25 protein-coding genes are annotated in these 26,121 nt (G+C 61.3%); 9 read left to right on the top strand and 16 right to left on the bottom strand.

What is annotated here, in order from left to right:
* Positions 1-918 (bottom strand): metal ABC transporter substrate-binding protein, encoded by a 918-nt coding sequence (locus Q3Y53_RS11615; protein ID WP_303536240.1) that lies wholly within the window; start codon positions 916-918, stop codon positions 1-3.
* Positions 919-1,023: 105 nt separating this feature from the next.
* Here Q3Y53_RS11615 and Q3Y53_RS11620 point away from each other — a divergent pair, with 105 nt between their 5' ends.
* Positions 1,024-1,713, top strand: a complete 690-nt coding sequence (locus tag Q3Y53_RS11620) for a metal ABC transporter ATP-binding protein (protein ID WP_303536242.1) — start codon at positions 1,024-1,026, stop codon at positions 1,711-1,713.
* A complete protein-coding gene (locus Q3Y53_RS11625) occupies positions 1,706-2,500 on the top strand; it encodes a metal ABC transporter permease (RefSeq protein ID WP_226424156.1) in 795 nt (264 codons plus the stop codon). Before Q3Y53_RS11620 ends, Q3Y53_RS11625 begins: the two co-directional genes overlap by 8 nt.
* 194 nt (positions 2,501-2,694) lie before the next feature.
* Here the strand turns inward: Q3Y53_RS11625 and Q3Y53_RS11630 are convergent, their stop codons facing one another.
* From Q3Y53_RS11630 to Q3Y53_RS11640, 3 genes are all read right to left on the bottom strand, one after another.
* The gene (locus Q3Y53_RS11630) at positions 2,695-2,928 is read right to left on the bottom strand and encodes a hypothetical protein (RefSeq protein WP_226424157.1); all 234 of its coding nucleotides are present in this window, start codon (positions 2,926-2,928) and stop codon (positions 2,695-2,697) included.
* Positions 2,929-3,469: 541 nt separating this feature from the next.
* Positions 3,470-4,573, bottom strand: coding sequence for a glycoside hydrolase family 10 protein (locus Q3Y53_RS11635; RefSeq protein ID WP_303536250.1), 1,104 nt, complete (start codon positions 4,571-4,573; stop codon positions 3,470-3,472).
* 146 nt (positions 4,574-4,719) lie between these two features.
* Positions 4,720-5,715, bottom strand: a complete 996-nt coding sequence (locus tag Q3Y53_RS11640; RefSeq protein WP_226411493.1) for a ribose-phosphate pyrophosphokinase — start codon at positions 5,713-5,715, stop codon at positions 4,720-4,722.
* A 56-nt stretch (positions 5,716-5,771) separates the two neighbouring features.
* On the opposite strand from Q3Y53_RS11640, the gene Q3Y53_RS11645 reads away from it, so the two are divergent.
* Positions 5,772-6,272, top strand: coding sequence for a hypothetical protein (locus tag Q3Y53_RS11645; protein ID WP_303536255.1), 501 nt, complete (start codon positions 5,772-5,774; stop codon positions 6,270-6,272).
* Here the strand turns inward: Q3Y53_RS11645 and Q3Y53_RS11650 are convergent.
* Entirely contained in the window at positions 6,269-7,201 is a 933-nt protein-coding gene (locus tag Q3Y53_RS11650) for an LCP family protein (RefSeq protein WP_303536258.1), read from the bottom strand. The two genes, Q3Y53_RS11645 and Q3Y53_RS11650, sit on opposite strands and share 4 nt — an antisense overlap.
* Positions 7,202-7,280: 79 nt before the next feature.
* Between Q3Y53_RS11650 and Q3Y53_RS11655 the strand changes: the two genes are divergently transcribed.
* Complete coding sequence (locus Q3Y53_RS11655; protein ID WP_303536261.1) at positions 7,281-8,309, top strand: NAD(P)-dependent oxidoreductase; 1,029 nt, start codon at positions 7,281-7,283, stop codon at positions 8,307-8,309.
* 32 nt (positions 8,310-8,341) lie between these two features.
* On the top strand, positions 8,342-9,910 hold the full coding sequence (gene malQ, locus Q3Y53_RS11660; RefSeq protein WP_303536263.1) for a 4-alpha-glucanotransferase: 1,569 nt from the start codon (positions 8,342-8,344) through the stop codon (positions 9,908-9,910).
* Here the strand turns inward: malQ and Q3Y53_RS11665 are convergent.
* The 6 genes from Q3Y53_RS11665 to Q3Y53_RS11690 form a co-directional block, all read right to left on the bottom strand.
* Positions 9,844-10,764 carry a RodZ family helix-turn-helix domain-containing protein gene (locus tag Q3Y53_RS11665; protein ID WP_303536266.1) on the bottom strand — a complete coding sequence of 307 codons (921 nt, stop codon included), beginning with the start codon at positions 10,762-10,764 and terminating at the stop codon, positions 9,844-9,846. The two genes, malQ and Q3Y53_RS11665, sit on opposite strands and share 67 nt — an antisense overlap.
* Positions 10,755-11,507: a pseudouridine synthase gene (locus Q3Y53_RS11670; RefSeq protein WP_303536268.1), complete on the bottom strand. Its 753-nt coding sequence runs from the start codon at positions 11,505-11,507 to the stop codon at positions 10,755-10,757. The genes Q3Y53_RS11665 and Q3Y53_RS11670 overlap by 10 nt, the downstream gene beginning before the upstream one ends.
* Positions 11,504-12,634, bottom strand: coding sequence for a cell wall metabolism sensor histidine kinase WalK (locus tag Q3Y53_RS11675; RefSeq protein WP_303536270.1), 1,131 nt, complete (start codon positions 12,632-12,634; stop codon positions 11,504-11,506). Before Q3Y53_RS11675 ends, Q3Y53_RS11670 begins: the two co-directional genes overlap by 4 nt.
* 7 nt (positions 12,635-12,641) lie before the next feature.
* A complete protein-coding gene (locus Q3Y53_RS11680; protein WP_226424167.1) occupies positions 12,642-13,364 on the bottom strand; it encodes a response regulator transcription factor in 723 nt (240 codons plus the stop codon).
* A gap of 116 nt (positions 13,365-13,480) precedes the next feature.
* The gene (locus Q3Y53_RS11685; RefSeq protein ID WP_186497386.1) at positions 13,481-13,900 is read right to left on the bottom strand and encodes a hypothetical protein; all 420 of its coding nucleotides are present in this window, start codon (positions 13,898-13,900) and stop codon (positions 13,481-13,483) included.
* 41 nt (positions 13,901-13,941) lie between these two features.
* On the bottom strand, positions 13,942-15,135 hold the full coding sequence (locus Q3Y53_RS11690; protein WP_303536274.1) for an ABC transporter substrate-binding protein: 1,194 nt from the start codon (positions 15,133-15,135) through the stop codon (positions 13,942-13,944).
* Between Q3Y53_RS11690 and Q3Y53_RS11695 the strand changes: the two genes are divergently transcribed.
* Positions 15,112-16,341, top strand: a complete 1,230-nt coding sequence (locus Q3Y53_RS11695) for a hypothetical protein (RefSeq protein WP_303536277.1) — start codon at positions 15,112-15,114, stop codon at positions 16,339-16,341. The two genes, Q3Y53_RS11690 and Q3Y53_RS11695, sit on opposite strands and share 24 nt — an antisense overlap.
* On the opposite strand, the gene Q3Y53_RS11700 is transcribed toward Q3Y53_RS11695, so the two are convergent.
* Positions 16,319-17,968 carry an AarF/ABC1/UbiB kinase family protein gene (locus Q3Y53_RS11700; protein WP_303536279.1) on the bottom strand — a complete coding sequence of 550 codons (1,650 nt, stop codon included), beginning with the start codon at positions 17,966-17,968 and terminating at the stop codon, positions 16,319-16,321. The two genes, Q3Y53_RS11695 and Q3Y53_RS11700, sit on opposite strands and share 23 nt — an antisense overlap.
* A gap of 50 nt (positions 17,969-18,018) precedes the next feature.
* Here Q3Y53_RS11700 and Q3Y53_RS11705 point away from each other — a divergent pair, with 50 nt between their 5' ends.
* Genes Q3Y53_RS11705 through Q3Y53_RS11715 form a run of 3 tightly spaced genes read left to right on the top strand, consistent with a single transcriptional unit; the run spans position 18,019 to position 20,869 of the window.
* Complete coding sequence (locus Q3Y53_RS11705; RefSeq protein ID WP_303536281.1) at positions 18,019-19,422, top strand: aminotransferase class I/II-fold pyridoxal phosphate-dependent enzyme; 1,404 nt, start codon at positions 18,019-18,021, stop codon at positions 19,420-19,422.
* A 46-nt stretch (positions 19,423-19,468) separates the two neighbouring features.
* The gene (locus tag Q3Y53_RS11710; protein ID WP_303536284.1) at positions 19,469-19,972 is read left to right on the top strand and encodes a septal ring lytic transglycosylase RlpA family protein; all 504 of its coding nucleotides are present in this window, start codon (positions 19,469-19,471) and stop codon (positions 19,970-19,972) included.
* Between the two features lie 15 nt (positions 19,973-19,987).
* Positions 19,988-20,869: a phosphatidate cytidylyltransferase gene (locus Q3Y53_RS11715; protein ID WP_226424171.1), complete on the top strand. Its 882-nt coding sequence runs from the start codon at positions 19,988-19,990 to the stop codon at positions 20,867-20,869.
* 6 nt (positions 20,870-20,875) lie between these two features.
* Here Q3Y53_RS11715 and Q3Y53_RS11720 read toward each other — a convergent pair whose 3' ends face one another.
* The 4 genes from Q3Y53_RS11720 to Q3Y53_RS11735 are packed head-to-tail and all read right to left on the bottom strand — an operon-like array spanning position 20,876 to position 25,992.
* Positions 20,876-21,496: an LmeA family phospholipid-binding protein gene (locus Q3Y53_RS11720; RefSeq protein ID WP_226424172.1), complete on the bottom strand. Its 621-nt coding sequence runs from the start codon at positions 21,494-21,496 to the stop codon at positions 20,876-20,878.
* The gene (locus Q3Y53_RS11725; RefSeq protein WP_303536287.1) at positions 21,489-22,355 is read right to left on the bottom strand and encodes an alpha/beta fold hydrolase; all 867 of its coding nucleotides are present in this window, start codon (positions 22,353-22,355) and stop codon (positions 21,489-21,491) included. Before Q3Y53_RS11725 ends, Q3Y53_RS11720 begins: the two co-directional genes overlap by 8 nt.
* On the bottom strand, positions 22,352-23,452 hold the full coding sequence (locus Q3Y53_RS11730) for an iron-containing alcohol dehydrogenase family protein (RefSeq protein ID WP_303536290.1): 1,101 nt from the start codon (positions 23,450-23,452) through the stop codon (positions 22,352-22,354). Before Q3Y53_RS11730 ends, Q3Y53_RS11725 begins: the two co-directional genes overlap by 4 nt.
* Positions 23,452-25,992 (bottom strand): ATP-dependent Clp protease ATP-binding subunit, encoded by a 2,541-nt coding sequence (locus Q3Y53_RS11735; protein ID WP_303536293.1) that lies wholly within the window; start codon positions 25,990-25,992, stop codon positions 23,452-23,454. The genes Q3Y53_RS11730 and Q3Y53_RS11735 overlap by 1 nt, the downstream gene beginning before the upstream one ends.
* Between the last annotated feature and the right edge of the window lie 129 nt (positions 25,993-26,121).

Genomic DNA, 26,121 nt, shown 5'->3' on the forward strand with positions numbered 1-26,121 from the left:
TCACCGGATCGATGACCACTGCGCATTCAATGCATTGGCTCCAGCGGTGTCGCAGGAACCGCCTTGGCCATTGACGATCGTGCAGACGTTGAGGGTCGCCGTCGAAACAGCATTGCGACCGGCAGCAATGCCTTCCCCGTAGAGCGGTGTTGCCGCAATTGGCAAGCCGGTGCTCTTGCTGATGCGCCTCAGGGTTTTGTTCGGGGTAGCCGCAGGGGAAAAGATGGTTTTGGCACCAGAAGCCTTCACCTCTTGGGTGATTCTTTTGAGACTGGAGGGCCGCAACACGCCACCGGTGGTGTGGCTGTCCAACATCGCGATCTCAACCAGTCCAAAGCGATCCGCAAGATGGCTGTAGGTCTTGTGATCGGTCACCATGACCCTCTGCGCTGAGGGCAAAGAACCAAACTGATTGGCCTCCCAGCTCTGCAGAGCCTGAAAGACAGCCACAGCCTGGGCGGTGCGTTGCTGCAAGGCCGCACGATCACTGGCCAGCAGAGCGGGGGCCAGAGAGCGGGAGATGACCCGCACCATCGCAGCGGAATTGGCCGGATCATGCCAAACGTGGGGGTCGCTACCGCCATAGGACGGCAGGGCGACTTCACCGACGGCCACAACTGCTCCCGGTGAGTTGAGTTTTTTGGCGGAAGGAGTCAGTCCGAAACCGATGTGCAGAACCAGATCACTCTTGGCGATCTGGCTGCGATCACTGGGCTTCAAGCGATAGGAATGGGGGTCACCACCAGGAGGGATCAGGCACGTGACCGAGGCGGCACCGGCAGCAAGGGTCTTGGTGAGATCGCACAGCGTGCCATCGACGGCCACCACCACAGGTTGAGCCGCATGGGCCGGAACAAGTGCAGCTCCAATGGCCAGAGCAAGACTGACCCCCGCCGATCGAGCCAAAACAGGACGCATGGACGACCCAGTGAGAATGATTATCATTTTGCCCAGTGCCTGATCCCTCGCCAACATGGGGTGTGCAAAACATCAAGAGGCCCAAGTCCGGCCACCGAAGAGTTGATGAGCCATTCGTCGTGCGTGCTGAGCACAACAGAGCTGTGCTTCAGCTACGGAGGTCGCAACACCGTCGACCGCGTCAACCTGCAACTCCAAGCAGGAACACTGACGGCGCTGGTGGGGCCCAACGGAGCCGGCAAGTCAACGCTGTTGCATCTGATCGAAGGGCGATTGAAACCCAGCCAAGGAACGGTCAACACCAGCAAGCCAATCGGCCTAATGCCTCAACGGGCAGCCATTGATTGGTCGTTTCCGATCACCGCCCGCGACATGGTGCAGCTGGGGACGCCCAAAAAAGGCGAAGCCGCTGCAGCGGACCACTGCGAACAGCTGCTGGAACGCGTCGGCATGGGAGCCATGGGATCACGACGCCTCAACCAGCTCTCCGGCGGACAGCAACAACGCGTCCTGCTGGCCAGAGGATTGATGCAGCAAACCGACATCCTGCTGCTGGACGAACCCTGCAGCGCCATCGATCCGCCGACGCGAGACCATCTACTCAAGGTGATGCGGGATCAGGCGGAAGCCGGTCAGACGCTGCTGGTGAGCAGCCACGATTGGGGCAGCGCCCTCGACAGTTACGACCAGGTTGTTGTGATGGACGGCCAAATCCTGGCCAACGGATCACCCAACATGGTTCGAGAAAAACTGAGCGACCTGACTTGCATGATGGGGAGCCACTGCTGTGGTTGAACCCGACATCTGGTGGCTTCTGCCTCTGACGATCTCGCTGTTGATCGGAGCCATCTGTCCAGCAACTGGAGCGTTGCTGATCACCCAACGCCGGGTGCTGCTGGCCAACCTGATGGCCCATTCCGTTCTGCCCGGTTTGGTGATCGCTCTGGCGATCGGCATCGACCCAAGCATCGGTGGCCTGATCAGTGGCCTGCTGGGCGCCCTTGTGGCTGAACGCTTGAACCGACGCTTCAAGGGCAGGGAAGAGGGCGCAATGAACACCGTTCTGGCCGGCTTCACCGCCCTGGGCGTGCTGTTGGTGCCCCTGCTGGAGGCACGGGTGGACCTGGAGACAATTCTGTTCGGCGATCTACTGGCTGCCACCACAACAGATCTGCTGCGGACAACCATCTCAGCCGGTGCCCTGTTGGCGATGTTGCTGTGGGGCTACCGAGACCTGGTGTTCGTTGGCATCGACCCCGAGGGAGCAGCCATTGCCAAACGACCGGTTCTCTTGATTCGGCTGATCTGCAGCCTGATCACTGCCCTCGTGGTGATCAGCGCCATCACTGCCGTGGGCGTAATTCTGGTGATCGGCCTGCTTTGCGCTCCGGTGCTGATGCACGTGGAGCGCAGCCGAAGCCTGAAAGAGCTCATGCTGCGCAGCGCGAGCACCGGGCTGCTTCTGTGTGGCGGCGGGATGATGCTGGCGATTGCTGTTGACCTACCCCCGGGTCCACTGATCGGAACGCTGTGCTTGGCACTTCTGTTCACCTACAAAGCCAATACCGCAGAGCAAAAGTGATTGAGAGGCCGATTTATGGCTTTTGCTTTAAGAACATCCGATCAAGGCGTCGCCTCATTCTCCGCATCAATGTGCGCTCTTGCTCTAGGCGGTAGGTACGCCGAAAGCCCAGGAACAAAACTGTTGATGTCGACGCCATCCCCACGCTGAACAGGGCGATCAAGCTTGCGTCGCTCATGGCTCCATACACTCCGCTACTGAACAACGGCCAACCAACCACCAGCCAGGGCTGCAATCAATCCGCAGGCGAGTACTTGGAGAACAAATTGACCTGAATCCTTCTTATCCCAACGGTCAATGGACTTCGATGCCGTAACAAACGGTTCTTTGTTCCTGATTAGCTTATCGATGTATTTCTCGACGAACTGATCATCGAGGTCGAGCCTGCGAAGCTTGGAGCGAATCTGGTTGAGTTCAAACTGATTCATCATTCATAAATCCCAAAGCTTCACGGCTATTGAACTCCGAAGAGCTGTTCCAAAAAATCAATGTGGAACACATCAATTACGAGCCAAAAGAGTCAAGCAAAAATTACACAATAAACATCGTAGCGAGATTGCAGTTTTAACGCGGATCATCTTGGGTAAAACAGCTCACTGCAGCCAAGTGAATCGATCGAAACTTGATTAATTACTAGCAAGTTCACCAAAATCCCTAAAAACCTTTTGCACTCTTGCGTCCCTTCGGTTGCATCACTTCTATCGTCCTTGGCCTTGTCTTACTGGAATACCAAATGCGTTGCGCTTCGTCGTAGCTCTCAACATCCTTGAACGACCCATCACACAACCACACGCGGTAGTGGTGACGGTCATAGGGTTCGGAACTGGTTTCGGTGAACTGTTTCATGCAGCTAAACAGGACTTCGGAGCATCGCTTTTCAGAGAGTCAAGAAAATATTTTATCGAAGGAAATTTTTGATCGCAGTCGACCTCGACCCGAACAACGCTCATGTCAAGCAGGATCTTCTGGTCAGTCAGATCCAAATCTGGTGAATGCCGCGCGACGAGGATCTCGATACCGCTCCGCCACATGCTTGCCCCATAGCCCTTCCCAGTAAAAGAAGATCACGCCATGACCGCGCTGGCGGGCCAGGCGGACTTTTTGCTCCAGAACGGCCATCGAGGTGGTGCGTTTGCCGAATCCCGCCAACACGCCAATCTGCGAAGGGATGCCCCAGCTGCGGGCTTTGCGCAGCGCCGGCTGATCCAAGTCCTTGGCGAATCCTCGAACGGAATAGGCGTAGTTCTGCACCACCAACTCTTCGATCAGCCCGCCCAAAGCCCAGAGCTCCCAGTCCTGCAGCCAGAGGTTGTAGGCCGAACGGAACGGACCTGGAGAAAGACTAATTCTGGTGGAGAGGCGCTCCTGCTTGAGACGTTGCCGCAACTCACGCAAGAGAGAGGTGAGTTGATTACGGCGCCATTTCATCCACTGTCGATTGCTGTGATCCCTTGGGGGGGCCACTCCCATCTCCTGCTGGTACAGCGCCACGGTGGTGGGGTCATAACCGAACTGAACCGGCCAGGCGAAGTGATCGTCCAGTTGCAGACCGTCCATTGGACAGCGCTTCAAGGTTTCCACCACCAACCCGATGAAGCGGGCACGAACCTCCGGATGGGCCGGATTGAGCCAAGCCATTCGATGGTTGCCGTGCATCTTCATCCAACGCTGGCCATTGGCTTTGGCCAACACCCAGCTGGGGTTATCGCGCACAGCGGATGAATCGGCCGGCTCCATCAGGCCGTACTCAAACCAGGGCATCACCTTGATTCCGCGGCGCCGACCTTCCGCGGCAAAGGTGCAGATGGGGTCAAGACCGATCCCAGCCTTCTGCAGCGGTGGCTCCACTGGAGCAAAACGGCTGCGATGAAACGTGGTACCTCGGCTCCAGACGTTGGGCACCACGCGATTGAACCCCGCATCCTGCAGCTGCTGCATCGCAGCGCTGATGCGCTTCCGGTCGTAATAGAGCGGACTGGGGCTGTTGGTCAGCCACACCCCCATGGTGCTGCGGTTGCGGAGCAGACGATCCAATCGAGACTCGGCCATCAGAGGGGCCGGAAGCCCCGCCATCAGGCTGGCCAGAGCAACACCAACTAGAGGCCTCCACCGCTGAACCAACGCCGTTGAAGCACCGGGCCTCAAGGATGGCTTGGATTAACCGTGATCAAGCCGAACCAAGCCCGCTCATTCAACAGTCCATGGTCCCAAGGCAACGATCAGCGGAACATCGAGCTCACGGAGCTCTCTTCATGGATGCGCCAAATGGCTTCCCCCAGCATGTTGGCCACGGAGAGCACCTTCAGCTGAGGGAAGACCCGATCCTGCGGGATTGGAATGCTGTTGGTCACCACCACCTGCTCAAACAGCCCCTCGGAGGACAGACGTTCGCTGGCGGGGGGAGAGAAAACGGCATGGGTGGCGCAGGCCAGAACCCGTTTGGCCCCTTGCTCCCGCAGCAACCGTGCACCCGCACAGATCGTGCCGCCGGTGTCGATCATGTCGTCGATCAGGATCGCCGTCCGCCCCGCCACATCACCAATCACCGTGAGGCTTTCGGCCATGTTGTGACCGGTGCGGCGCTTGTCGATGATGGCCAGAGGAGCATCGTTCATCTGCTTGGCAAACGCCCGGGCCCGCGCCACACCCCCCACGTCCGGAGACACCACCACCACATCTCCAAGGTCCTGCGTCGAGAGGTAGTCCACCAGCACGGGAGATCCGTAGATGTGATCGCAGGGGATATCGAAGTAGCCCTGAATCTGGGCGGAGTGCAGGTCCATCGCCAGCACGCGGTCAACACCGGACTTCACCAGCAGGTTGGCCGTGAGTTTGGCGGTGATGGATTCACGACCGGCGGTCTTGCGATCAGCTCTGGCGTAGCCGTAATAGGGCACCACAGCGGTGATCTGCCGTGCGGAGGCCCGTCTGCAGGCATCCACCATGATCAGCAGCTCCATCAGGTGGTCGTTCACCGGCGCGCAGGTGGGCTGGATCAGGAACACATCACAACCCCGGATCGACTCCTGGATCTGCACATAGAGCTCACCGTCCGCAAAACGCTTGCAGACGCGGGGACCATCAGGCACCCCGAGATAGGCGGAGATCTCCTTGGCCAGAGCAGGGTTCGAAGTGCCGCTGAAAAGACGCAGGCGGCGACTGTCAGGGGCCAACTGCTCCTGATCGGAACGGGCTGCTGTCAGGAAACTGGTCACGGCGCCCGCGGAACGAATTCTGCTGTAATCCGATGGTAGAGGTGAGCAGTGCCCCCATGTCCACAGGTTTCCCACTGTTGGTGGGTGCGGGCCCCCTTCCAGAACTCAAAATGCGTCAGGCCTGCGAAGCCCTTGCCCGGGCTTGCCGATGCCCTCTCTCCACAGTGGCCAGTGGTGCATCACCCGCTGAAATCCTGCAGACCAACCCGGCGGCCACAGGGCTGGTGCGGCTCAGCGGTGACGCAGCCAGAACGTCCGCAAAGGGTGATGCCAGCTGGCTGCAGGCGCTTGCAGACTGGCGCCAACCGGTGCTGCTGTTAACCAGTGCAGAACCCGACGGCGCCATCCCTGGTGCAGCCGCGGCCTACGCCGCCCTCTGCCGGGAACTGCAAGTGCCGCTGCTCGGTCTCGTGCAGCTCCAAGGGCGCTGGAACGGCCCAGCGCGGCGCCGGGACGGTCTCAGCTGGCTGGGCTGGATTCCCGATGAGAAGCATCCGGATCAGGCCGAATGCGTCGACGCCCTGGCCCGGAGACTGCAGCTGCGGAACCCCGCTTAAGGCTGGGGCCAGAGGGGACGGCGGGCACCGGCTTTGATCTGGCGCAAAGTCTGCTCACCGGCCCTGTCGGCCAAGGGAAGGCGGCTGATCCGTGCAGGTTCAGGGCTGGCAATGATCGCCGCGGCCAGGCTCAGCTGTTCCGAACGACTGAGGTTGGTCTCAACCTCGGTGTTCAGTTGGTTCACCAAGACAGGAATCACCGCGATGCCACTGGGGTCCTTGACCTGTTCGATCAGCCCCTCCACCAGGATGTCCTGGCGCTGGCGACGCTGGGAGACAGCCTTGGGGTCGGGCAGGTGGCGCACCAGCTGTTCCGCCTGGGCGCCATTGAGACGCTGTCGCCCGGCCTGGAGCAGGACGGTGTAGCCCTGCGTCTTGTCCTGGCGCTTGTAGGAGTCGCTCAACACCACCTCTACCTCTCCCAGTCCATCCACAAGGCGGCGTAGGGCGGCTCTGGGCATCAGCACATAGCGCTTGGGATCACCCTCCTGGAGGCCAACAATGTCGCGGATGACATCGCTGAGAAGGCCGACGCCACCCCGTCGCCACAACTGGGCAAGGCTGCCCGGATCCTTCTCGTCAGGAAGCTGAACCCCGAGCTCCGTGGGGATCTGGAGCACCTGAAGCGGCTCCTGAGCCGCAATGCGAAGCAACAGCAGCGCATCAGCATTGGCAGGCCCTTTGGGTGCAGCCTGATTGGAGGCCGCGCCCAGCCGATCCGCATCAACACCAATCACCAACACCGTGACGGGGACCTCGGGGAAGGGGGCCAGAGTTTCAGGTTGATCCGCACTCAGCGGAGCGCCCGCGGCAACACGATCGGGTTCAGGCCAAAGCGTCGCCAGCAACCACCCGGTGACACCAATTCCCAGCACGGCGGAACCGACACGCAGCGCACCGCGAACTCGGGGTGGCGAGAACCAGTTCATTTCGCTGGACCAACCGCAATGGCGCTTAGTTTCGCCCAGATCTCCAGTTCCTAGCCTGGCCCCCGTGAAGCCGTCATCGATGTCCCTCCGCCACGACTACCGCAGCCGACCACCCGAACAGGTGCGCGTAGTCGTGTTCGGAGCCACGGGCTACATCGGCCGCTTTGTGGTGAAGGAGCTGGTGGAACGGGGCTACCAGGTGATGGCCTTCGCCCGCGACCGCAGCGGCATCGGTGGTCGCCAAAGCAAGGACGAGGTCATCGCCGATTTCCCCGGAGCTGAGGTGCGCTTCGGGGATGTCACCGATCCAGCCTCGATCGCGGCCGAGGCCTTCGATCAACCCACGGATGTGGTGGTGAGTTGCCTGGCCTCCCGCACCGGCGGCCGCAAGGATTCCTGGGCGATTGACCATGCAGCAACCCTCAACACCTATGAGCAGGGACGAGCGGCCGGGGTGGCCCATTTCGTGCTGCTCTCAGCCATCTGTGTGCAGAAACCACTGCTGGAATTTCAGAAGGCGAAGCTGGCCTTCGAAGCCGTGTTGCAGGCGGACGAGGACATGACCCACTCCATCGTTCGCCCCACCGCCTTCTTCAAAAGCCTGGGCGGTCAGGTGGAAAGCTGCCGCAAGGGTGGCCCCTATGTGATGTTCGGAGGCGGAACCATGGCCAGCTGCAAGCCGATCAGCGAAGGCGATCTGGCCCGTTTCATGGCGGACTGCATCCATGACGAGTCCAAACGCAACCAGGTGCTGCCCATCGGGGGGCCGGGTCCGGCGCTGAGCGCCCGGGAGCAGGGAGAGATGCTCTTCCGTGCGCTGAACAAGCCCGAGCGGATGCTGTCGGTGCCAATTGCCTTGATGGATGCACCGATCGCCCTTCTGGATGCCCTGGCTCGGCTGTTCCCGGGCATCAACGACACGGCGGAGTTTGGACGAATCGGCCGTTACTACGCCAGCGAATCGATGCTCGTCTGGGACGAGAAGAAGCAGTGCTACGACGCGGACGCCACTCCGTCCTATGGAACCGACACGCTGGAGCAGTTCTTCGAGCGTGTGGCACGGGAGGGCATGGCCGGGCAGGACCTGGGGGATGCCGCACTTTTCTGAAGCAGCCATCCTTGGGAGACGAAGAGGCCCCCATGGATCAGTCCACTGTTGACCAGGCCAAGGCTGAACCTGGGCGCAGTACCGGGGTGTTGCTGCATCCCACCGCCCTGCCGGGCAGCCCCATCTGCGGCAGCTTTGGAGAGCCCTGTCGCCGTTGGCTCCAGCTGCTGGCCGACCATGACATCGGCGTCTGGCAGATGCTGCCCTTGGCCCCGCCGGATCCCACCGGCTCGCCCTACAGCTCTCCCTCTTGCAATGCCCTGAACCCCTGGTTTCTCGACGGCCAGGACCTGGCCAAGGGGGGATACATCAGCGATGAAGCCCTCAGGGCTGCTCCAGGAGCTGATGCACCGCTGGAGGGAGCGGAGAGTGTGGACTTCAGCCTCGCCCAGCAACGGGCCGATGCCCTGGGGGATGCACTGCTTGCAGCCTGGCCTGATCAAGCCCCAGAGCGACATGCCGACTTCATGCGCTGGACGCACCAGCAACGCTCCTGGCTGGTCGACCATTCCCGTTTCCAGGTCCTGCACGATCAACACGGAACCGCTTGGTGGGAGTGGCCGCTCCCCCTGGCCCGGCATGACAACAAGGCCCTACGGGCTTGGGCGGAGCAACACCATGACGCGCTGCTGCGCGAAAAACTGATCCAGTGGCACCTCGATCGGCAGTGGCAGGCGATCCGCCATCAAGCGGCCAACCTGGGCATCCAGCTGTTTGGCGATCTGCCCTTCTATGTGAGCAGTGACAGCGCCGATGTCTGGAGCAACCGTTCTTTATTCACCGTCAAAGAGAACGGACAACTCACCACCCAAAGCGGTGTGCCACCCGATTACTTCTCGGAAACCGGACAGCTGTGGGGCTCACCGGTGTACCGCTGGGGACAGCATCGGATCACGCGGTTCCGCTGGTGGCGTCAAAGAATTGCGCGCCAGCGGGAGTTTGTGGATCTGCTGCGCCTGGATCACTTCCGGGCCCTCGCGGCCTTCTGGGCCGTCCCCGGTGGTGACAGCACCGCTGAGAATGGTCAGTGGCAGCCCTCCCCAGGTCATGCCCTGCTGCGCAAACTGCGCAGGGATGCCGGTGGTGCCCTCCCCTTGATTGCCGAGGATCTCGGCGTGATCACACCGGATGTGGAGGAACTCCGCGATGCCTTCCGGTTGCCGGGAATGAAAGTGCTGCAATTCGCGTTCGACGGCGAGCGCGACAACCCCTATCTGCCGGAAAACACTGATGGGCATCGATGGGTCGTTTACACCGGCACCCATGACAACCCCACAACCCTGGGCTGGTGGAACGCTTTGGATGCCGACAGCCGTGGTCGCATCGCTGCTCGGGTGAATGGTGAGATCACGGCTCCGGCCTGGCATCTGCTCGATATGGCCTTTGCTACGACCGCAGGCCTGGTGATCGCCCCACTGCAGGACCTGATGCACCTGGACGACCGGGCCAGGTTCAACACCCCAGGTACCAGCACAGGCAACTGGAGCTGGAGGCTCCGCAGCTTTGACGCCGCGCTGGGGAATGCCCTTGGCGGCTACGGGAGCAGGGGAGCGGTCTGGGGACGGTCGCTTTCGGGAGCCGGCAATTTGTTGACCCGGTAGATCCCCGGCCGCTCTTGATCCACAGGCAGAGGCTCTCCGTTCCAGAGCACCTGATCCACGGCACCAGCCGGGGGATCCAGGCGGACCTCAATCGGGGCAAGCAACTGCAGCGTCAACCTGCCGGCACTCGTCGTGAACTGAACCCGATCTCCCCCACCGCTGGAAAGCCGCAGCTCTCTGGGCTCAGCCACAACCACCTCCAGCACCCCCTGGGACTGCGGCAGGGCGCCCCGCACCAGCTCAAGCCACTGCTGAGGCGTGCGTTTCTGGACCTGTTCCAGGGGTCGCAGGGCCGCGATGCCTTCGTCTGAACTCGCCAGGTTCGGGCCTCGTGTGATCGCCTCAACGTCGGCACGCACGGGCTCGAGGCTGAGGCTGTTGCGCAGGGCCAGGTCCTGTTGTTGACGGTTGATGGCCAGCAGGCTGAAGGCGATCACCGCCGCGTAAACGACCGTTCCCTGCCAGGTGGTGAACACATCGATGTTGCCCAGGGTGAAGCGGCCCAAACCCGCTTTAGCGGGTCCGCGGCGGAGCAACACCGGCGGGGGGAGCAGGGGATCGAGGCATCCACCGGGCAGGGCCAGGCGACGCTCGATCTGAGGGAGCATCGAGGCGAGATAGGCCCGCTCTGGCAGACGATCACGCCAGCCCCGCTCCAGGGCCTCGATCACGGGGGTGGTGATCCGGGTTTCATTGGCCAGATCACGAAGCGAGAGGCCAAGTTCCTCACGGCGTCGCCGCAGCATCAGCCCCAGATCCAGACGCTGCTGCTCCTGGGCCTCAACCGTGCCGGCATCAGGGCTGGCCCCCTTGCGGGGACGTCGCCACCAAAGTCCTGGACGCTTCAGTCGCATGGGCTGTTGGGCAGATTCATCGAATCAGCCCGCTCGAGCAGGGGCTTCCATTCTCCCTCGCTCAACCAGATCCAGCACCCCTCAGCCAGATCACCGAGCCGCAACCCGGCAATCGCCGTGCGCTGGAGGTCCAGCACCGGATGGCCCAGGGCTTCCGCGATCCGGCGGATCTGTCGGTTGCGACCTTCCCGCAGCTCAATCTCCAGAAGTGAACGGTCGCCCCAAGCCCGCAACCGGCGCACCCTGGCGGGGCGGGTCAAGCGCCCATCCAGGGGCAAACCCCGACGCCAGCGGTCCAGAACCGGCTCCGGTGGCACACCCTTCACCCACACCCGGTAGGTCTTGGCGTGGCTGTAACGCGGGTGAGTGAGTTTCAAGGTGAGCTCACCCAGATCGGTGAGCAGAAGCACGCCATGGCTGTCGGCATCCAGACGACCAACGGGGTGAAGACCAGCCCGATGCTCCGGAGGCAGCAGGTCAAGAACCGTGCGGCGACCCTGGGGGTCATCACAGCTGCAGATCACACCCACCGGCTTGTTCATCAGCAGCACCCTTGCCACACCACGGCACGGCAAGGGCTGACCATCCACACAAATCGTTTGCTGCTGCGGATCGGCCTGGTCGCCAACGCGGGCAACCTGGCCGTCCACCGTCACACGGCCGGCCTGCAGCCATTCCTCAGCCCGGCGTCTGGAGCAGAGACCGGCAGCAGCGATCAGTTTCTGCAGGCGCTGGCGCGTCATCCCAGGGGATCTCGGGGCAGCAGCAGCTCCATGCAGGCTCCGCCGACGGGATGATTACGAGCTTCGATGCGGCCGCCATGGTTCACGGCGATCTGCTGAACGATCGCCAGTCCAAGGCCACTGCCGCTGCGGTTGGAGCGGGCGCGGGAAGGATCCCCCCGATAGAAGCGTTGAAACATGCGCGTGAGATCGGTCTCACTCAATCCAGGGCCATGGTCACGAATGCTGAGCGACCACCAACCGCCGCTCTGGCGCACGCTCACATCAACGCTGCTGTCCTCCGGGGAGTAGCGCAGTGCATTGTCGAGAAGGTTGAGCACCGCACGGTGTAAACGGCGCTGATCACCAAGCAGGGGCCCGGATTCGCTGCGGTCCAGCTGCAGCGTCACCCGCCGTTCCTCCGCAATCGGGCCAATGGATCCCCAGGCACTGTCCACCAGATCCTCCAGGGTGAGGGGCACATGGTCGCTGTCGTCCTGGGGCAGGCTGTTCTCCAACCGCGACAGCTCCAGCAGGTCTTCCACCAGCAGCTGAAGACGCCGGAGTTCCTTCTGCAGCCGTTGCACCAGAGCCGTGTCTTCTTCCTTGACGGCAAGTTCCAGCCGATCGCTCACCAGCATCAGGGCGGTGAGGGGAGTCTTGAGCTCATGGGCCACATCACTCACCCAGCGTTCCTGCTGCTGTTGCTGGGCTTCGAGGGACTGACGGCTCTGGATCAGCACCAGCCAGCATTCATCACTGCCCGGCAGAACAACGGCCTCCAGCGGGGTCCCCTGTTGATCCCATTCACAACGCTGGGGACGCAGTTGATAGCGGCTGCTGAAGATCAACTCCTCCAAGGCAGGAATATCGAGGACATCCCGGAGCTTCATGCCACGAACCAGGCGATTGGAGGGGATGTGCAGCAGCCGTTCGGCCCGATCGTTGATGTAGGCAATGGAGTGATCCGGGGCCAAAATCACCCAGCCCTGGGTGGCCGCATCAATCCAGGCCAGCAGCTGGGGAGCGTTCAAGACGATGGAGCGCTGCTTGGGCGCACGCTTGGACGCCAGGGCACGGCGTCGACGCTGCAACAGAAGCGTGATCCCGATACCAGCTGCAAAGCCGAGTGCGGCAGAGGTCACCACAGGACCCTCAGCCGAAGCGATACCCGAAGCCGCGGACCGTACGGATCAATTGAGGAGATGAGGGCTCCTGCTCAACCTTTTCCCGCAGCCAGCGGATGTGAACATCCACGGTTTTGGTGTCACCGATGAAGTCGACACCCCAGATTTTCTCCAGCAGCTGATCGCGACTCCAGACGCGCTTGGGGTTCTGAATGAACAGCTCGAGAATCTTGTATTCCTTGGGGGAGAGAGTGAGGTCAGTGCCATCCCGGGTGACCCTGCATTCACTGGGAAACAGGCAAAGGTTGGCGTGACTGAGGGATTTCGGTTCGGACGACGACGTCTCCGTCTGACGGGATCGCCGCAGCAAGGCCCTGCAGCGTGCCACCAGCTCGCGCAGCCCAAAGGGTTTGACCAGGTAATCGTCGGCGCCCACCTCCAGCCCAAGCACCCGATCGGTCTCGCTGTCACGGGCGCTGATCACCAGGATCGGGGTGGTGTTGTTAATGCGACGGAGCTCACGGCAAAGATCAAGCCCCCCCAAACCCGGGAGCATCAGATCGAGCACAATCAGATCCAATGGGTCTGAACTGTCAGCCGTGATCAGGTTGAGGGCTGAGGCGCCATCGGCGCAGGTGTGAACCTCGAAACCCTCCGCACGCAAGGCCTCTCCGACTGTTTCCCGAATACTGTCATCGTCTTCCACAACGAGGAGACGACTTGTGGAGACAGCCGCAGAAAGGGTTGTCATCTCCAAAAGGAGTGGTTGATAACCATTCTGCTTCGCGGCCACTCTCTTTCAAGCAGAACAGCGGCTTCGCTTAAGGGCTCAGATCACGAACGAGAAACGAACAGGTCAGACGAAGCTCAGAAGAATTCGTCGAAGTTGTCGAAGTCAACCGCTTTGAACTTGCCCGCTTCAACCTGCTGCATCAGGCGCTCGAGCTGAGAAAACAAAGCTCCACCGGTCAGCAGCGAGAGCAGCAGGGCCACCAGCAGGGCAGCGCCTGAGGCAAACCCGAAGATCTGAAGACAACACCCAATGAACAGCGTCACCCCGATGAGGGTGCCGGCATAGCTGAGGTTGATCTCTGCTGTCCCCAGTGGCAACAGGGGGAGCCGGTCTTGCTTCCATCCATCCAACTTGTTCTGCACCTGCCGGCCGAAGGTCAGGCCGCAGAGCACACCCATCAACAGACCAATGCCAGCCAGTAGGTAGGGGGGCTGGGGCAGAGTCATCATCTGGAGCAGCTGCTCAAGCTCCTGGGCGCTGATCTCCTCAGGCATCGACGCCGATCACAAAGAGCTGAGACCTTAGCCACCTCAGCTCAAGGTTCCCAGCTTTGTGAGCCGAGAAAGGTGAGTTCGACAAAGTCACTGGCGTCGTGATCGTTCCGGCCCAGCTGGAGGCGGAAGCCCCCCAGATCAAGATCACGGATCGACTCCAGAGCTTGGACCAGGGATTGACGCGTCGGATTATTCCCGGCGCGCTCAAGCCCCTCGGTGATCATCCGCGCCGCGAGATATCCCTCAAAACTGGTAAAGCCAAAACCCGATGCCTTATCGCTCAATCTCAAACAGCGTTGATAATCAGCCACGACAGGAATCCAGCGATTCCAGGGGAACGGCACCACCTGGGCCACGCCGATGCCGTTGGCTTCGCCCACCGGCATCGCCTTCTGCAATGCCTGAGTTCCGACGAACGACACATTCATGATCTGAGCTTTGCTGCCCCGATCCCGCAGCGCGGTGGAAAGGGCCGCCGAACTCACATAGGCAGAGACCAGCACGATTCCATTGGGATTGACTGCCATTAGATCGTCCAATGCTTTCCCCACCTGGTCTGAGTTGCGCTGCACCGTGGTGATCACCAACGGTTTCAGACCATGGCTATTGAGGGCGGCCAGAGCTCCGTCAAGGCCATCCTGACCGAAGGCATCGTCTTGGTAGACGATGGCAATGCGATGGTGCGCATCACGCACAAGCTCATCAACCATTGCGGCAATCTCTTGTCGGTAGCTGGTTCGCATGTTGAACACCATGCGCAGCTCCGGCCTTCGCAGAAGACTGGCTCCCGTCATCGGCGCCACCAGCGGAACTTTGGCAGCTTCGATCAACGGCAGAGCCACCTTTGTGGTGGGCGTGCCCACATAACCGAATAACGCCAACAAATCATTGCGTTTCAACAACTGGCGTGTGTTGATGAGCGTCTGAGGCGGTTCGTATTTGTCATCGAGACTGATCAACTTGATTTTTCGACCGTGGATGCCTCCCTCACGGTTGACAGCCTCAAACCAGGCCAACGCCCCGCGTCGGTAATCCAAACCGAGTTGCGCCGAAGGGCCCGAAAGCGGTAACGACTGCCCAAGCACCAGAGCACTTGGATCTTCCTCGCCCAGAGGGGGCTGGGCTGTGACAGGGCGAGGTTGAAGCAGCGTCAGCAGTCCGCTGCTCAATAACGCCCAGCACGTCAGAGTGATGCCAGAACTGCGCCGCAGATGGCCTCCAAGAAACAGAAGCACTGGAACATTCTTGCCGTTGTTTCAATTCTGCTTGCCGGTCTTCTGGCCTTCTCTGGCATCAACATGCTGGATGTCGGTCGTGTCCCCAGCCGTGACGCGCTGCGGTTGTCCTCAGCATCGCGGGCCCTGACAACAGACACTCGCCGCATGAGGGGGGACGGCTGGACCTCCCTGCGGGGAGACAAGCTGTCGGACCAAGAAATGGTCCTGGATCAACAGCGTTTGGATGAAGCTCAATATCACGTGCAGGTGGGTATTTACGCCACCAGCACCTACGACCTTGACCTGAGCATTCCCAGTTACTCCTCCAACGGTTACGTCTGGATGCGCTGGGGCGAAGAGCTGCAGAGCTACCTGAACGAACGTGATCAAACAATTGAACAGGGCATCACTCTGGTGAACGGATTGCTCTCTGACGCCGATCCAGTACTGACGCCGATGTCCTCAGCTCCGGTGCACAACGACGACGGATCGTATTACCAACTATTCAGCTACATCGGCCGCTTCTACATCGACAAGGCCAGCTTCAGGCATTTCCCCTTTGTGACCGTAAGCCTGCCCCTTGTTCTTGAAATGGAGGATGTGAATGGTGCCCTCGACTATCCCCATTTCCGCTTCGAACCTGACATCCAGAACAGTGGGATGGGGCTGTTCGCGGAAATCATCGGCTGGCTAAACCGGGGCTGGTCGATTGCCGAATACCGGCACAACTACGCCACCAATTTCGGCCTCGGGGGCAGCGCCGATGATTACAGCCTGGTGATCTTCGACATCTCCTTTGGCACCTCCTCCTGGTCAGCGTTCTGGCGGCTGATGCTGCCTCTGCTGGTGGTGATGGCCATGGTTCTGCTGGTGTTCAAGGTGCGTGCAGATGAACAGGATGCTCGTGCCGGAATTCCCGTCACCGTGCTTTTGACCCTGGTGTTCCTGCAGCAGACCTACCGGGAGGAACTGCCCGACCTGCCTTTCCTCACCTTTCTGGATCAGGTTTACGTCATCGCCTATATGGTCACCCTGCTGGCCTTCATCCTGGTGATTTTCATCGGACGGCGTTATGGGGAGCTGGAGGTAATGCCAGAGGGTGACGCCAAGAACCGCCAGCTGCGTCGGCTGCAGCAGCTGGATGAAATCTGGCCGCTCACTGTTGTGATCTTCAGTTCCATCAGCATCTTCGGCTGCTGGATCACGCTGCCGCCAGGGGGTTAAGACGCTGCAGCAGCCCACCGGCCAGACGCCCAGGGCCGAAGGTGCGTCCGAGCAGTCCGACAAGGGCACGCACGTCGTCGGTGTGCAGACGATCGTCACGGATCAGCGTCATCAGCAAACGCTTGCGCAGGTCAGCACCATCTCGGCTGAACAGAAGCCGCAAGCCTGCCCCGGCCACAGGGATCAGTTCTTTCCCTGGAGCGGGAGCGTCCTGACCCACCACATCCAGCAAACTTTCCAACCGGTCCAGGCGCAGGCGGCCTGACTCATCAAAGATCACCTCAAGCAGCTTCTCGCGCATCTCGCTGGTGTCTCCCGCCAACAGTCGACGGGCCACATAGGGATAGGCCACAGCAATGATCCGGAAGTTCGGATCGAGCCGCAGAGCAAGACCTTCCTGGCTAACGACGGCACGGATGATCAAGGCGAAGCGAGCCGGCACCCGGAAGGGGTAATCGAACATCAGCTCCGAAAAACGATCGGTGATCGCCTTGAAGTTGAACGATCCAACCGAGTCGCCAAGACTGCCGCCGAGCACCTCCTCGAGAGCAGGAATGATCGGTGCGAGATCGGCCGTGGGGCTTAGGAAACCGAGGGATTGGAAGTCCTTGGCCAACTCGGAGAAATCACGGTTGATCAGGTGCACCACAGCACCGGTGAGGGTGAGCCGGTCGCTATCGCTTATGGAGTCCATCATCCCGAAGTCGACATACCCGACATGGCCGAGATCGCCGGTGCGACCCGGTAGGGCGAAGAGGTTGCCGGGGTGAGGGTCGGCGTGGAAATAGCCGAACTCCAACAGCTGCTGTAGGCCACAGATCACGCCGGTGCGGATCAACGCCGTTGGATCAAGACTCTGAGAGCGCAGCTCTTCGCTGTTGCGCATCTTGGCGCCATCGATCCAGGTGGTGGTCAACACCCGAGTGGAGCTGAGCATCCGCTCCACCTTCGGGATGTAGACCGCATCGTTGTCCGCGAAGAGAGCCGAAAACCGCTCGGCATTGGCCGCTTCCAGGCCGTAATCGATCTCCTCAAACAGGCTGCGGCCAAACTCATCAATGATTCCGCCCAGGCCGAAACCCAGGTTGAGCGGCAGCAGCGGCGCCGCCATCACCCCCAAGGCCCGGATCAACACCAGATCCCGCCGCAGAATGAAGCTGAGATTGGGGCGCTGCACTTTCACCGCAACCCAGTGCTGGCCCTGCAGACGGGCTTTGTAAACCTGGCCAAGGCTGGCTGCGGCGATCGGCGTGTCGGGGAACTCCTCAAACAACTCCTCGGCCGGAGCACCGAGTTCCTCGCGGATGCAGGCCAGGGCGATGGCATGGGAAAAGGCTGGAAGATCGTCCTGGAGGCGTGTCAGTTCCTCCAGCCAGTCCCGACGCACCAGATCTGGGCGGGTGGAGAGGGCCTGCCCCAGCTTGATGAAGCAGGGCCCCAGCCCCGTCAGGGTGTTGAGAATGCGACGCGCCAGCCCCTGCTGAACGGCGGGGTCACTGCTGCCTCCACGCAGCAGCAACACAAGCACAAGCCCCGCCAAGGACCACAGCACATGGACTAGGCGCGGAATGGCGACCCAGGGACGCAGCAGCAACCAGGCCAGATCCCGCCCGGGGTCGTAACGCATCGCATCGCGATTAATACAGAGAGAGACTTTAAGGAGATCAGGCGGATTCGATGGCGCTTCTGCCCCAGCTCACCCGTCGAATCGGTCAGCCCCTGTTTCTGCCGGCCCATGGACGGGGGGCTGCCCTCCCGGATGGACTGCGTCAATTGCTGCGCCGCCGCGCTGGCATCTGGGATCTGCCGGAACTGCCAGCCCTTGGCGGTCCGCTGGAAGCAGACGGCGCCATCGCAGAAAGCCAACGCTTCGCCGCGGCACAGATGGGTGTGGAGCGCTGCTGGTACGGGGTGAACGGGGCCACGGGGTTGCTGCAGGCCGCACTGCTGGCCATGGTCCGGCCGGGAGAGCGGGTCCTGCTGCCCCGCAATGTCCATCGCAGCCTGATTCAGGCCTGCGTTCTTGGGGACCTACGGCCGGTGCTGTTCGATCTCCCCTTCCAAAGCGATTGCGGCCAGCCGGCACCGGCAGATGCAGCTTGGATCGAACGGGTGCTGGAGGCTCTGCCCTCCGACGGAGCACCCATCCGTGCTGCGGTTCTGGTGCATCCCACCTACCAGGGCTATGCCAATGACCCGACGGCGGTGATTCAGCGGCTGCAGCAACAGGGCTGTTGCGTTCTGGTGGATGAAGCCCACGGCTGTCATTTCGCTGCAGGAGTGGATCACCCCCTCCCCCCCAGCGCCCTGCATTGCGGCGCTGATCTGGTGGTGCATTCCCTGCAGAAATCAGCGGCTGCTCTGGCGCAAACAGCGGTGCTCTGGCTGCAGGGGGAGCGTCTGGATCCCGTGCGGGTGGAACGCAGCCTGGGCTTGCTGCAGACCACCAGCCCCAGTGCGCTGCTGCTGGCCTCCTGCGAAGAAGCCCTTCAACACTGGCAACGCCTCAAGGGACGCCGGCAATTGCTGCGGCGTCTGCAGGAGGCTGAAGAGCTCGGCGAGGGCCTACGCAACAGGGGCATACCTCTGCTGCACAACCAGGATCCGCTGCGCCTGATCCTGCACACAGGCCAGGCCGGAATCACTGGCCTGGATGCCGACGAATGGTTACTGGCCCGCGGGCTGGTAGGCGAATTACCGGAACCAGCCACCCTCACCTTCTGCCTGGGGCTGGCACGCCACAGAGGGCTGGGGCGCCAAATGCGACACCACTGGCAGAACCTGCTGCGGCACTTTCCCGATCGCGCTCCCTTGCCGGCGTTCGAAGCCCCACCGCTGCCACTGGTCACCACCACAGCGCAGTCACCCAGCCAGGCCTGGACGGCTGTGCATCACCAGGTGGCGTTGAAGGACGCGGAGGGATGCATTGCGGCTGAATTGCTGTGCCCTTACCCCCCTGGTATCCCCCTGCTGATTCCCGGCGAACGGCTGGATCGTCAGCGGCAGAGCTGGCTCGAGCGCCAGCAGCTGTTCTGGGGAGACCAAATGCCCGACACGCTGTCTGTGGTGAACGGGGGGTGAAATCCAACCCCACAGCCGCTTCAATCCACGCATTCGGCTGCGGTGGATGAAACCTCTGACATCGCTACTGATTGCGCTGATGCTGGGCCCCTCCGTTGGGGCCAGCCCCCATAGCGAAGAGTTCGTGATCAAGGCCATCCAGGAGAGCGAAGAGATCACAGGAATCCTGGAGGCCGTCCCGGTGAGGCCCCTGCCAGCCCCTCCTCCGAAACCGATAGCAACCGACTCAGCCATGCCAAGCAAGCTGATCGAGGTGGTTCAGGGGGCCGCAAGTTGGTATGGGCCGGGGTTTTACGGCCGCAAAACTGCCAATGGTGAGCGCTTCCGCAAGGGCACGCTGACGGCGGCCCATCGCACACTCCCCTTTGGCACCAAGGTGCGCGTCACCAATCTGAGCAATGGCCGCAGTGTGGTGGTGAGAATCAATGACCGTGGCCCGTTCAGATACCACCGGGTGATCGATCTGGCCCATGGAGCAGCATCCCAGCTCAAAATGATGCAGGCGGGGGAAGTGCCGGTAAAGCTCGAGATCCTCTCCAAGGGCGATTGATAGGGTGACTTGAGGATGCCTCCAATCAGCGTGATTCGTGAGGTTGTCCTCGATCAGAGCCAAGTCCCAACGGCCCGAGCAGCGCTGCGAAAACGGTTAATCAGTGGCCTGGGTGTAGGCGGTTTCGGCCTGCTGGTGGTGAGCCTGGGGGGATGGTGGTTCACCGCAGCGCTGGGGGGAATGGTGCACCTCGGCCTGCTCGAGTTCTTCCGGATGGCGCAATTCAAGGGAATTCGCCCCGCCACCAAAACCACCCTTGTGGCTTGCCAACTGCTGCTGTTCACCACCCAGTGGGCGATTCAGGGCGGACTCCCGGCTGATGTAGCCCATGCTGTTTTGCCCCTCTCTGGAGCCGCCATCTGCGGTTGGCTGCTGCTGCAACCGGTCACGGGTTCCATCGCCGACATTGCGGCATCGATCTTCGGGTTGTTCTACCTCGGTTTTTTGCCCAGCCACTGGCTGAGTCTTCGCGGTTTGGACAACGGTCTGGAGATCACGCTGTCGGCCTGCTTGATGATCGTCGCCACCGACATCGGCTCCTGGGCCGTGGGACGGCACTACGGGCGACGGCCCCTCTCTCCGATCTCCCCCGGGAAAACCATCGAAGGGGCGATCGGTGGATTCATCTCAGCCATGCTGATCGGCCTGGTCTGCGGCCAGCTGATGGGTTGGCCCCTGCATGGCCTACCGGGGCTGCTGCTGGGCGCACTGATCGCTCTGTTCGCCCTGGTGGGAGACCTGACCGAATCGATGATGAAACGCGATGCAGGCGTGAAGGATTCCGGTGACGTGCTGCCCGGCCATGGCGGAATCCTTGACCGGATCGACAGCTATCTGTTCACCCCAGCAGTGGTCTTTTACGCCATCGCGCTGTGCCAACCGCTGTTGGCCCCATAACAAGCGCTATGGGGTGACGCTGGCCTGACCTTTGAGGGCCAACTGACCACTCGCCAGCTGCACGTGCACGATCCGAATGGCGGGATCCATCGGAAGCAAGGTGCACGGTTCATCGGCGGTCTCCGGCCGGAAGCACAACGTTCCCTGCTCAGCATTGAGGCGGAAGCGACGGCGAGCAGGATCTTGATGAGCAGCGACGGGCACCTGCAACTCGAGCAGATCCGCTTCAATACGCAGAGCCCCCAACGGGCTGAGGCCCATCAGTTGCTCAGCCATCCAATCCCCGAGCCAGCGCCAGGGTTCGGCCAGCAGAGCGCTGTTGAGCTGACGGCCGTTGAAGCTCACCTCTCCCTCCACCTGGAACGGCTGCTGCAGGGCCAACATCTGACCGGGACTCAGCAGCTTCATGTCCACCGCAATCGGACCGCTGCACAACTCCACGCTCTGCAAGGGCAGCCCCTGAAAACAGGCATCCCTCGCCTTGAGAGTCACGCCATCCAGACGCCCCCGCAGCAAAGACCAGGTGGAACCGTTCAGGGCCAGCTCGAGGCTGCCGAGGCTCTCGCATTGGCTGCGAATCCAAAGGCGCAGGGCCCCTGCCAGCACATTGAGAACGGGATCAGCCATTGGTCAGCAGCGCATGACAACGCTCAGCCACCTTGCGGGGCTGATCGATATGGGGGAGGTGGCCGCAGGAGGGGAAGGTCTCCACAGGCTGATCCAGCAAGGCCTGAAGCGCCTGTTTCTGCGGAGCACGCAGAATCCGATCATTGTCACCCCAGATCACATGCAGTGATTGGGAGGGCAGGGGATCTCCACATCCGGCGAAACCACCACTGCGGGCGAAGGCTGCCAACGCCTCAGCCCAGCCGGGGCATTGCAGGTGCAAGGAGGCAATTTGTTCTTCTGGAGCTCCCACATCCGTATCGGGATCGGCAAAGGCCTGGCGACAAAGCCCCCGCCGCACGCCGGGACGACCCAGGAACCAGGCACCAACACGATCCAGCAGGGGCGGCACGGGCATCGGACGCCCCGTGAGACCGGCTGGAGCAAGCAGCAGCAGAGAAGCCACGCGCTCGTGATGACGCCGGGCCAACTCCACGGCCACTGAGCCACCCATCGAAGCACCGATCAGGCCCACTGGAGCCTCTGTAGGAAGCCGCTCCAACAGGGCATCGAGATGTCGCAAAACAGCCTGCGGCCCATAGGTCAGACCCAAGGGACGTGGCGAAAAGCCAAAGCCGAACAGGTCGGGGATAAACAGCTGAAAGCGATCAGCCAGGAGTGGAGCCAGGCGCCGGTATTCGAGAAAACTGCTGTCGAAACCATGCAGCAGCAACAACGGAGAGCCTTGGCCGAGCACCGCAACCGGGAAGGGATCATCGACTCCCAGGCCAGGCAAATTCCACCACTGCACCTCAGCAGCCAGGGACTCGGCCTGCGGGTCAAGCAGAGCCGGCCGCAGTTGATCCAGAAGCGTCTTCAAAGGTTGATGGGGCTGAGTTCCGCAGCACCCACAAGGGCCTCCAGCAAAGCACCAGGCGTTACAGCGAAGGGCAAATGATGCAGATCGGAACCCTCGCGGCAGGCGAAGCGACACACCTCCTGCAACTCACTGAGGCTGGCCTGCGCCAGACCCAGATCATCAAGGCTGACAGGCAAACCCAGCTGCCGCAGCAACGGCAGCAGCTGGCGATGCGCCTGACCTGCAAGGCGGTTGCCGCCCAGACGTTCCTCCAAGCGAAGCTGCACAAGAATTCCGAAACCCACCTTCTCGCCATGGAGAACGTGGTGACAAGCCTCCAGCTGGGTGAGGCCGTTGTGAACGGCATGGGCCGCGACAGTGCGGCAACGGGCGCCGCCCAGTCCCCCCATCACCCCGGCGGTGAGAGCACAGGCTTCGGCGGTGCGCACCCAGGCCGCACTGTCTGGATCTTCCAGAGCCGTGAGGCTGTCGATCAGCAGTTGATCCCGCAGCACCCGAGCCATCTGCACGGCCTGCTGCACCAGACCATCGCAGCTGTCGCCGCTGCTCACTGAGGCTTCGTACCACTTGGCCAGGGCATCAGCGACACCACTGGCAAGGGTGCGGGGTGGGGCCTGGCGCACCAAGCCGTGATCGAAGACAAGAAGATCAGGGCAACGATCCAGGGCCACATCCCCTTTGAAAGCACCCTGAGGGGAATAGATGTTGGACAGAGCCGTCCAACCGGCACAGGTGGAGGCGCTCAGCGGAACAGTGATGCAGGGGAGGGAAAGGCGGTGGGCCAGCAGCTTGCCGGCATCCAGCACTTTTCCGCCCCCGGCTGCCAGAACGGCGTCGCAGCCCTGGGCTTCCAAAGCCACTTTGTGGAGATCCTGCTCACAGCAGTCGAACTGAAGCTGAGCCTGAACGGGGAGTAGCCCTTGGGCCTGAAGATCCACCACCAAACGCTGACGCTGGTCAGCCGTGGAGGAACTGCGACCCAGCACCAACGGACGTGAGCAGAGGGATTTGATCTGAGGCAAGGCCTCATCCCAGGCCCCATCCCCCCGCAAAACGCTGGCGGGGGCAATGGAGTGGGACGAGATGGATCGAACCATCAGACGCTGGCGCCGGCAAGTTGCGGTGCCGTATCCACCTGACCCTTATGGCGGACCACCACCTTCTTGTTCTCATCGACATCAACTTCGGCATGGTCGCCGTCCTTGATCCGACCAGACAGCACCTCTTCGGCGAGGGAATCCTCGAGAAGACGCATGACAGCCCGACGCAGCGGACGTGCGCCATAGGCGGGGTTGTAGCCCTCCTCCACCAGGCGCTCCTTGAACGCATCGGACACCGTAAGGGTGATGCCCTTCTCGCCCATGCGGCCAAAGACCTCCTTGAGCATGATCTCGGCAATCTCCTTGACCTCGTCGCGGTTGAGCTGACGGAAGACGATGATTTCGTCGAGACGGTTAAGGAATTCAGGCCGGAAGTACTGCTTGAGCTCCTCATTCACCAGGGAACGGATCCGGGTGTATTGAGACTCCTCAGCGCTTTCACCGGAGAACTCGAAACCGAGGCCGCCGCCACCCTTCTCGATCACCTTCGAACCGATGTTCGAGGTCATGATGATCAGGGTGTTCTTGAAGTCGACTGTGCGGCCTTTGGAGTCGGTCAGACGACCGTCTTCCAGGAGTTGCAGCAGCAGGTTGAACACATCGGGGTGCGCCTTTTCGATTTCGTCGAAGAGCACAACGGTGTAAGGCCTGCGACGCACGGCCTCAGTGAGCTGACCGCCTTCGTTGAAGCCCACATAGCCCGGAGGCGAGCCGATCAGCTTGCTGACCGTGTGGCGCTCCATGAATTCCGACATGTCGAGGCGGATCATCGCCTCCTCGCTGCCGAAGAAGTAGGTGGCCAGAGCTTTGGTGAGCTCGGTTTTACCGACACCGGTGGGGCCAGAAAAGATGAAGCTGGCGATCGGGCGGTTGGGATTCTTTAAGCCGACCCGGGCACGGCGAATGGCCTTAGACACCGCCTTGACGGCTTCGTCCTGGCCGATCAGACGCTGGTGGAGAGTTTCCTCCATGTTGAGAAGCTTGACCGACTCGCTCTCGGTGAGTTTCTGCACCGGAACACCGGTCCAGGAAGCCACGATCTGGGCGATGTCCTCCTCGTTCACCATCGGTGAGCTGTCTGAGGCAGCCGCCTCGGTAAAAGCCGTTTCACCGGTTTCAGAGCTGGCGTCGGCTTTGGCCTCATCCTTGTTGGTCTGAAGCAGAGAACGGATCTGCTCACGCAGTTCCACTTCCTTCTCGCGCAGTTCACCGGCCTTGGTGAAGTCCTGATCGCGGACGGCATCCTCCTTCTCCTTCTGCACCAAACGCAGTTCTTTGTCCACTTCCTTGGCCGCGGGGGGCAGCTTCGAATTGAGCAGACGCACCCGGGAACCGGCTTCGTCGATCAGGTCGATGGCCTTGTCGGGCAGGAAGCGATCCGAGATATAGCGATCGCCGAGGGTTGCAGCCGCAATAAGGGCGTCATCGGTGATCTTGAGGCGGTGGTGCTGCTCGTAACGCTCGCGAAGGCCCCGCAGGATTTCGATGGTGTCGTCGATGGACGGCTCGCCCACATTCACCGGCTGGAAACGGCGCTCCAGGGCAGCATCCCGTTCGATGTGCTTGCGGTACTCATCCAAGGTGGTGGCGCCGATGCACTGGAGCTCGCCGCGGGCGAGGGCCGGTTTGAGGATGTTGGCGGCGTCGATCGCCCCCTCAGCAGCACCGGCACCGATCAGGGTGTGCACCTCGTCGATCACGAGAATCACGTTCCCCGCCGACTTGATCTCCTCCATGATCTTTTTGAGGCGCTCTTCGAACTCACCTCGGTACTTGGTGCCGGCCACCAGCAGGCCGATATCAAGGGTCAGAACACGTTTGTCTTCGAGGATGTCAGGAATGTCACCCTGCTGAATGCGCTGGGCCAAACCCTCAGCGATGGCGGTCTTACCGACACCCGGCTCGCCGATCAAAACAGGGTTGTTCTTGGTGCGGCGACCCAGAATCTGGATGACGCGGTCAATCTCGTTGTGACGACCCACTACGGGGTCAAGCTTCGCTTCGGTGGCGAGCTGGGTGAGGTTGTTGCCGAATTCGTCGAGGGTGGGAGTTTTGGTGGATCCCTTTCCACCGCCGCCACCGCCACCGGCAGAGACTTCAGCGGTTTCACCCAGCATGCGAATCACTTGGGTGCGCACCTTGGCCAGGTCGACACCGAGGTTCTCCAACACGCGGGCAGCAACACCTTCGCCTTCACGGATCAGACCGAGCAGCAGGTGCTCAGTGCCGATGTAGTTATGACCAAGCTGGCGAGCCTCTTCCAGAGACAGCTCCAACACCCGCTTGGCGCGGGGCGTAAAGGGGATCTCGACGGCAACGAAGCCGGAACCACGGCCGATGATTTTCTCAACTTCAACCCGAGCATCCTTGAGGTTGACCCCCATGGATTTGAGAACCTTGGCGGCAACGCCCGTTCCCTCGCCGATCAGGCCGAGGAGGATTTGTTCGGTACCAACGAAGTTGTGACCAAGTCTGCGGGCCTCTTCCTGGGCCAGCATGATCACCTTGATGGCCTTCTCGGTAAAGCGTTCAAACATCGCTGGGCCAGTGCAGTGATGTGACCAAGCTATCAGGATTGAGGGATCGCTGCGAGTGTTCGGTCTGTTCGGTCACTTTCCAGTCTGAGACTGGCCTGAAGCGCACAAAAAATATCAATGAATCCCACA

Origin of the sequence: Synechococcus sp. YX-04-1 (assembly GCF_030546365.1) — a bacterium.
Taxonomy (GTDB): Bacteria; Cyanobacteriota; Cyanobacteriia; order PCC-6307; family Cyanobiaceae; genus Parasynechococcus.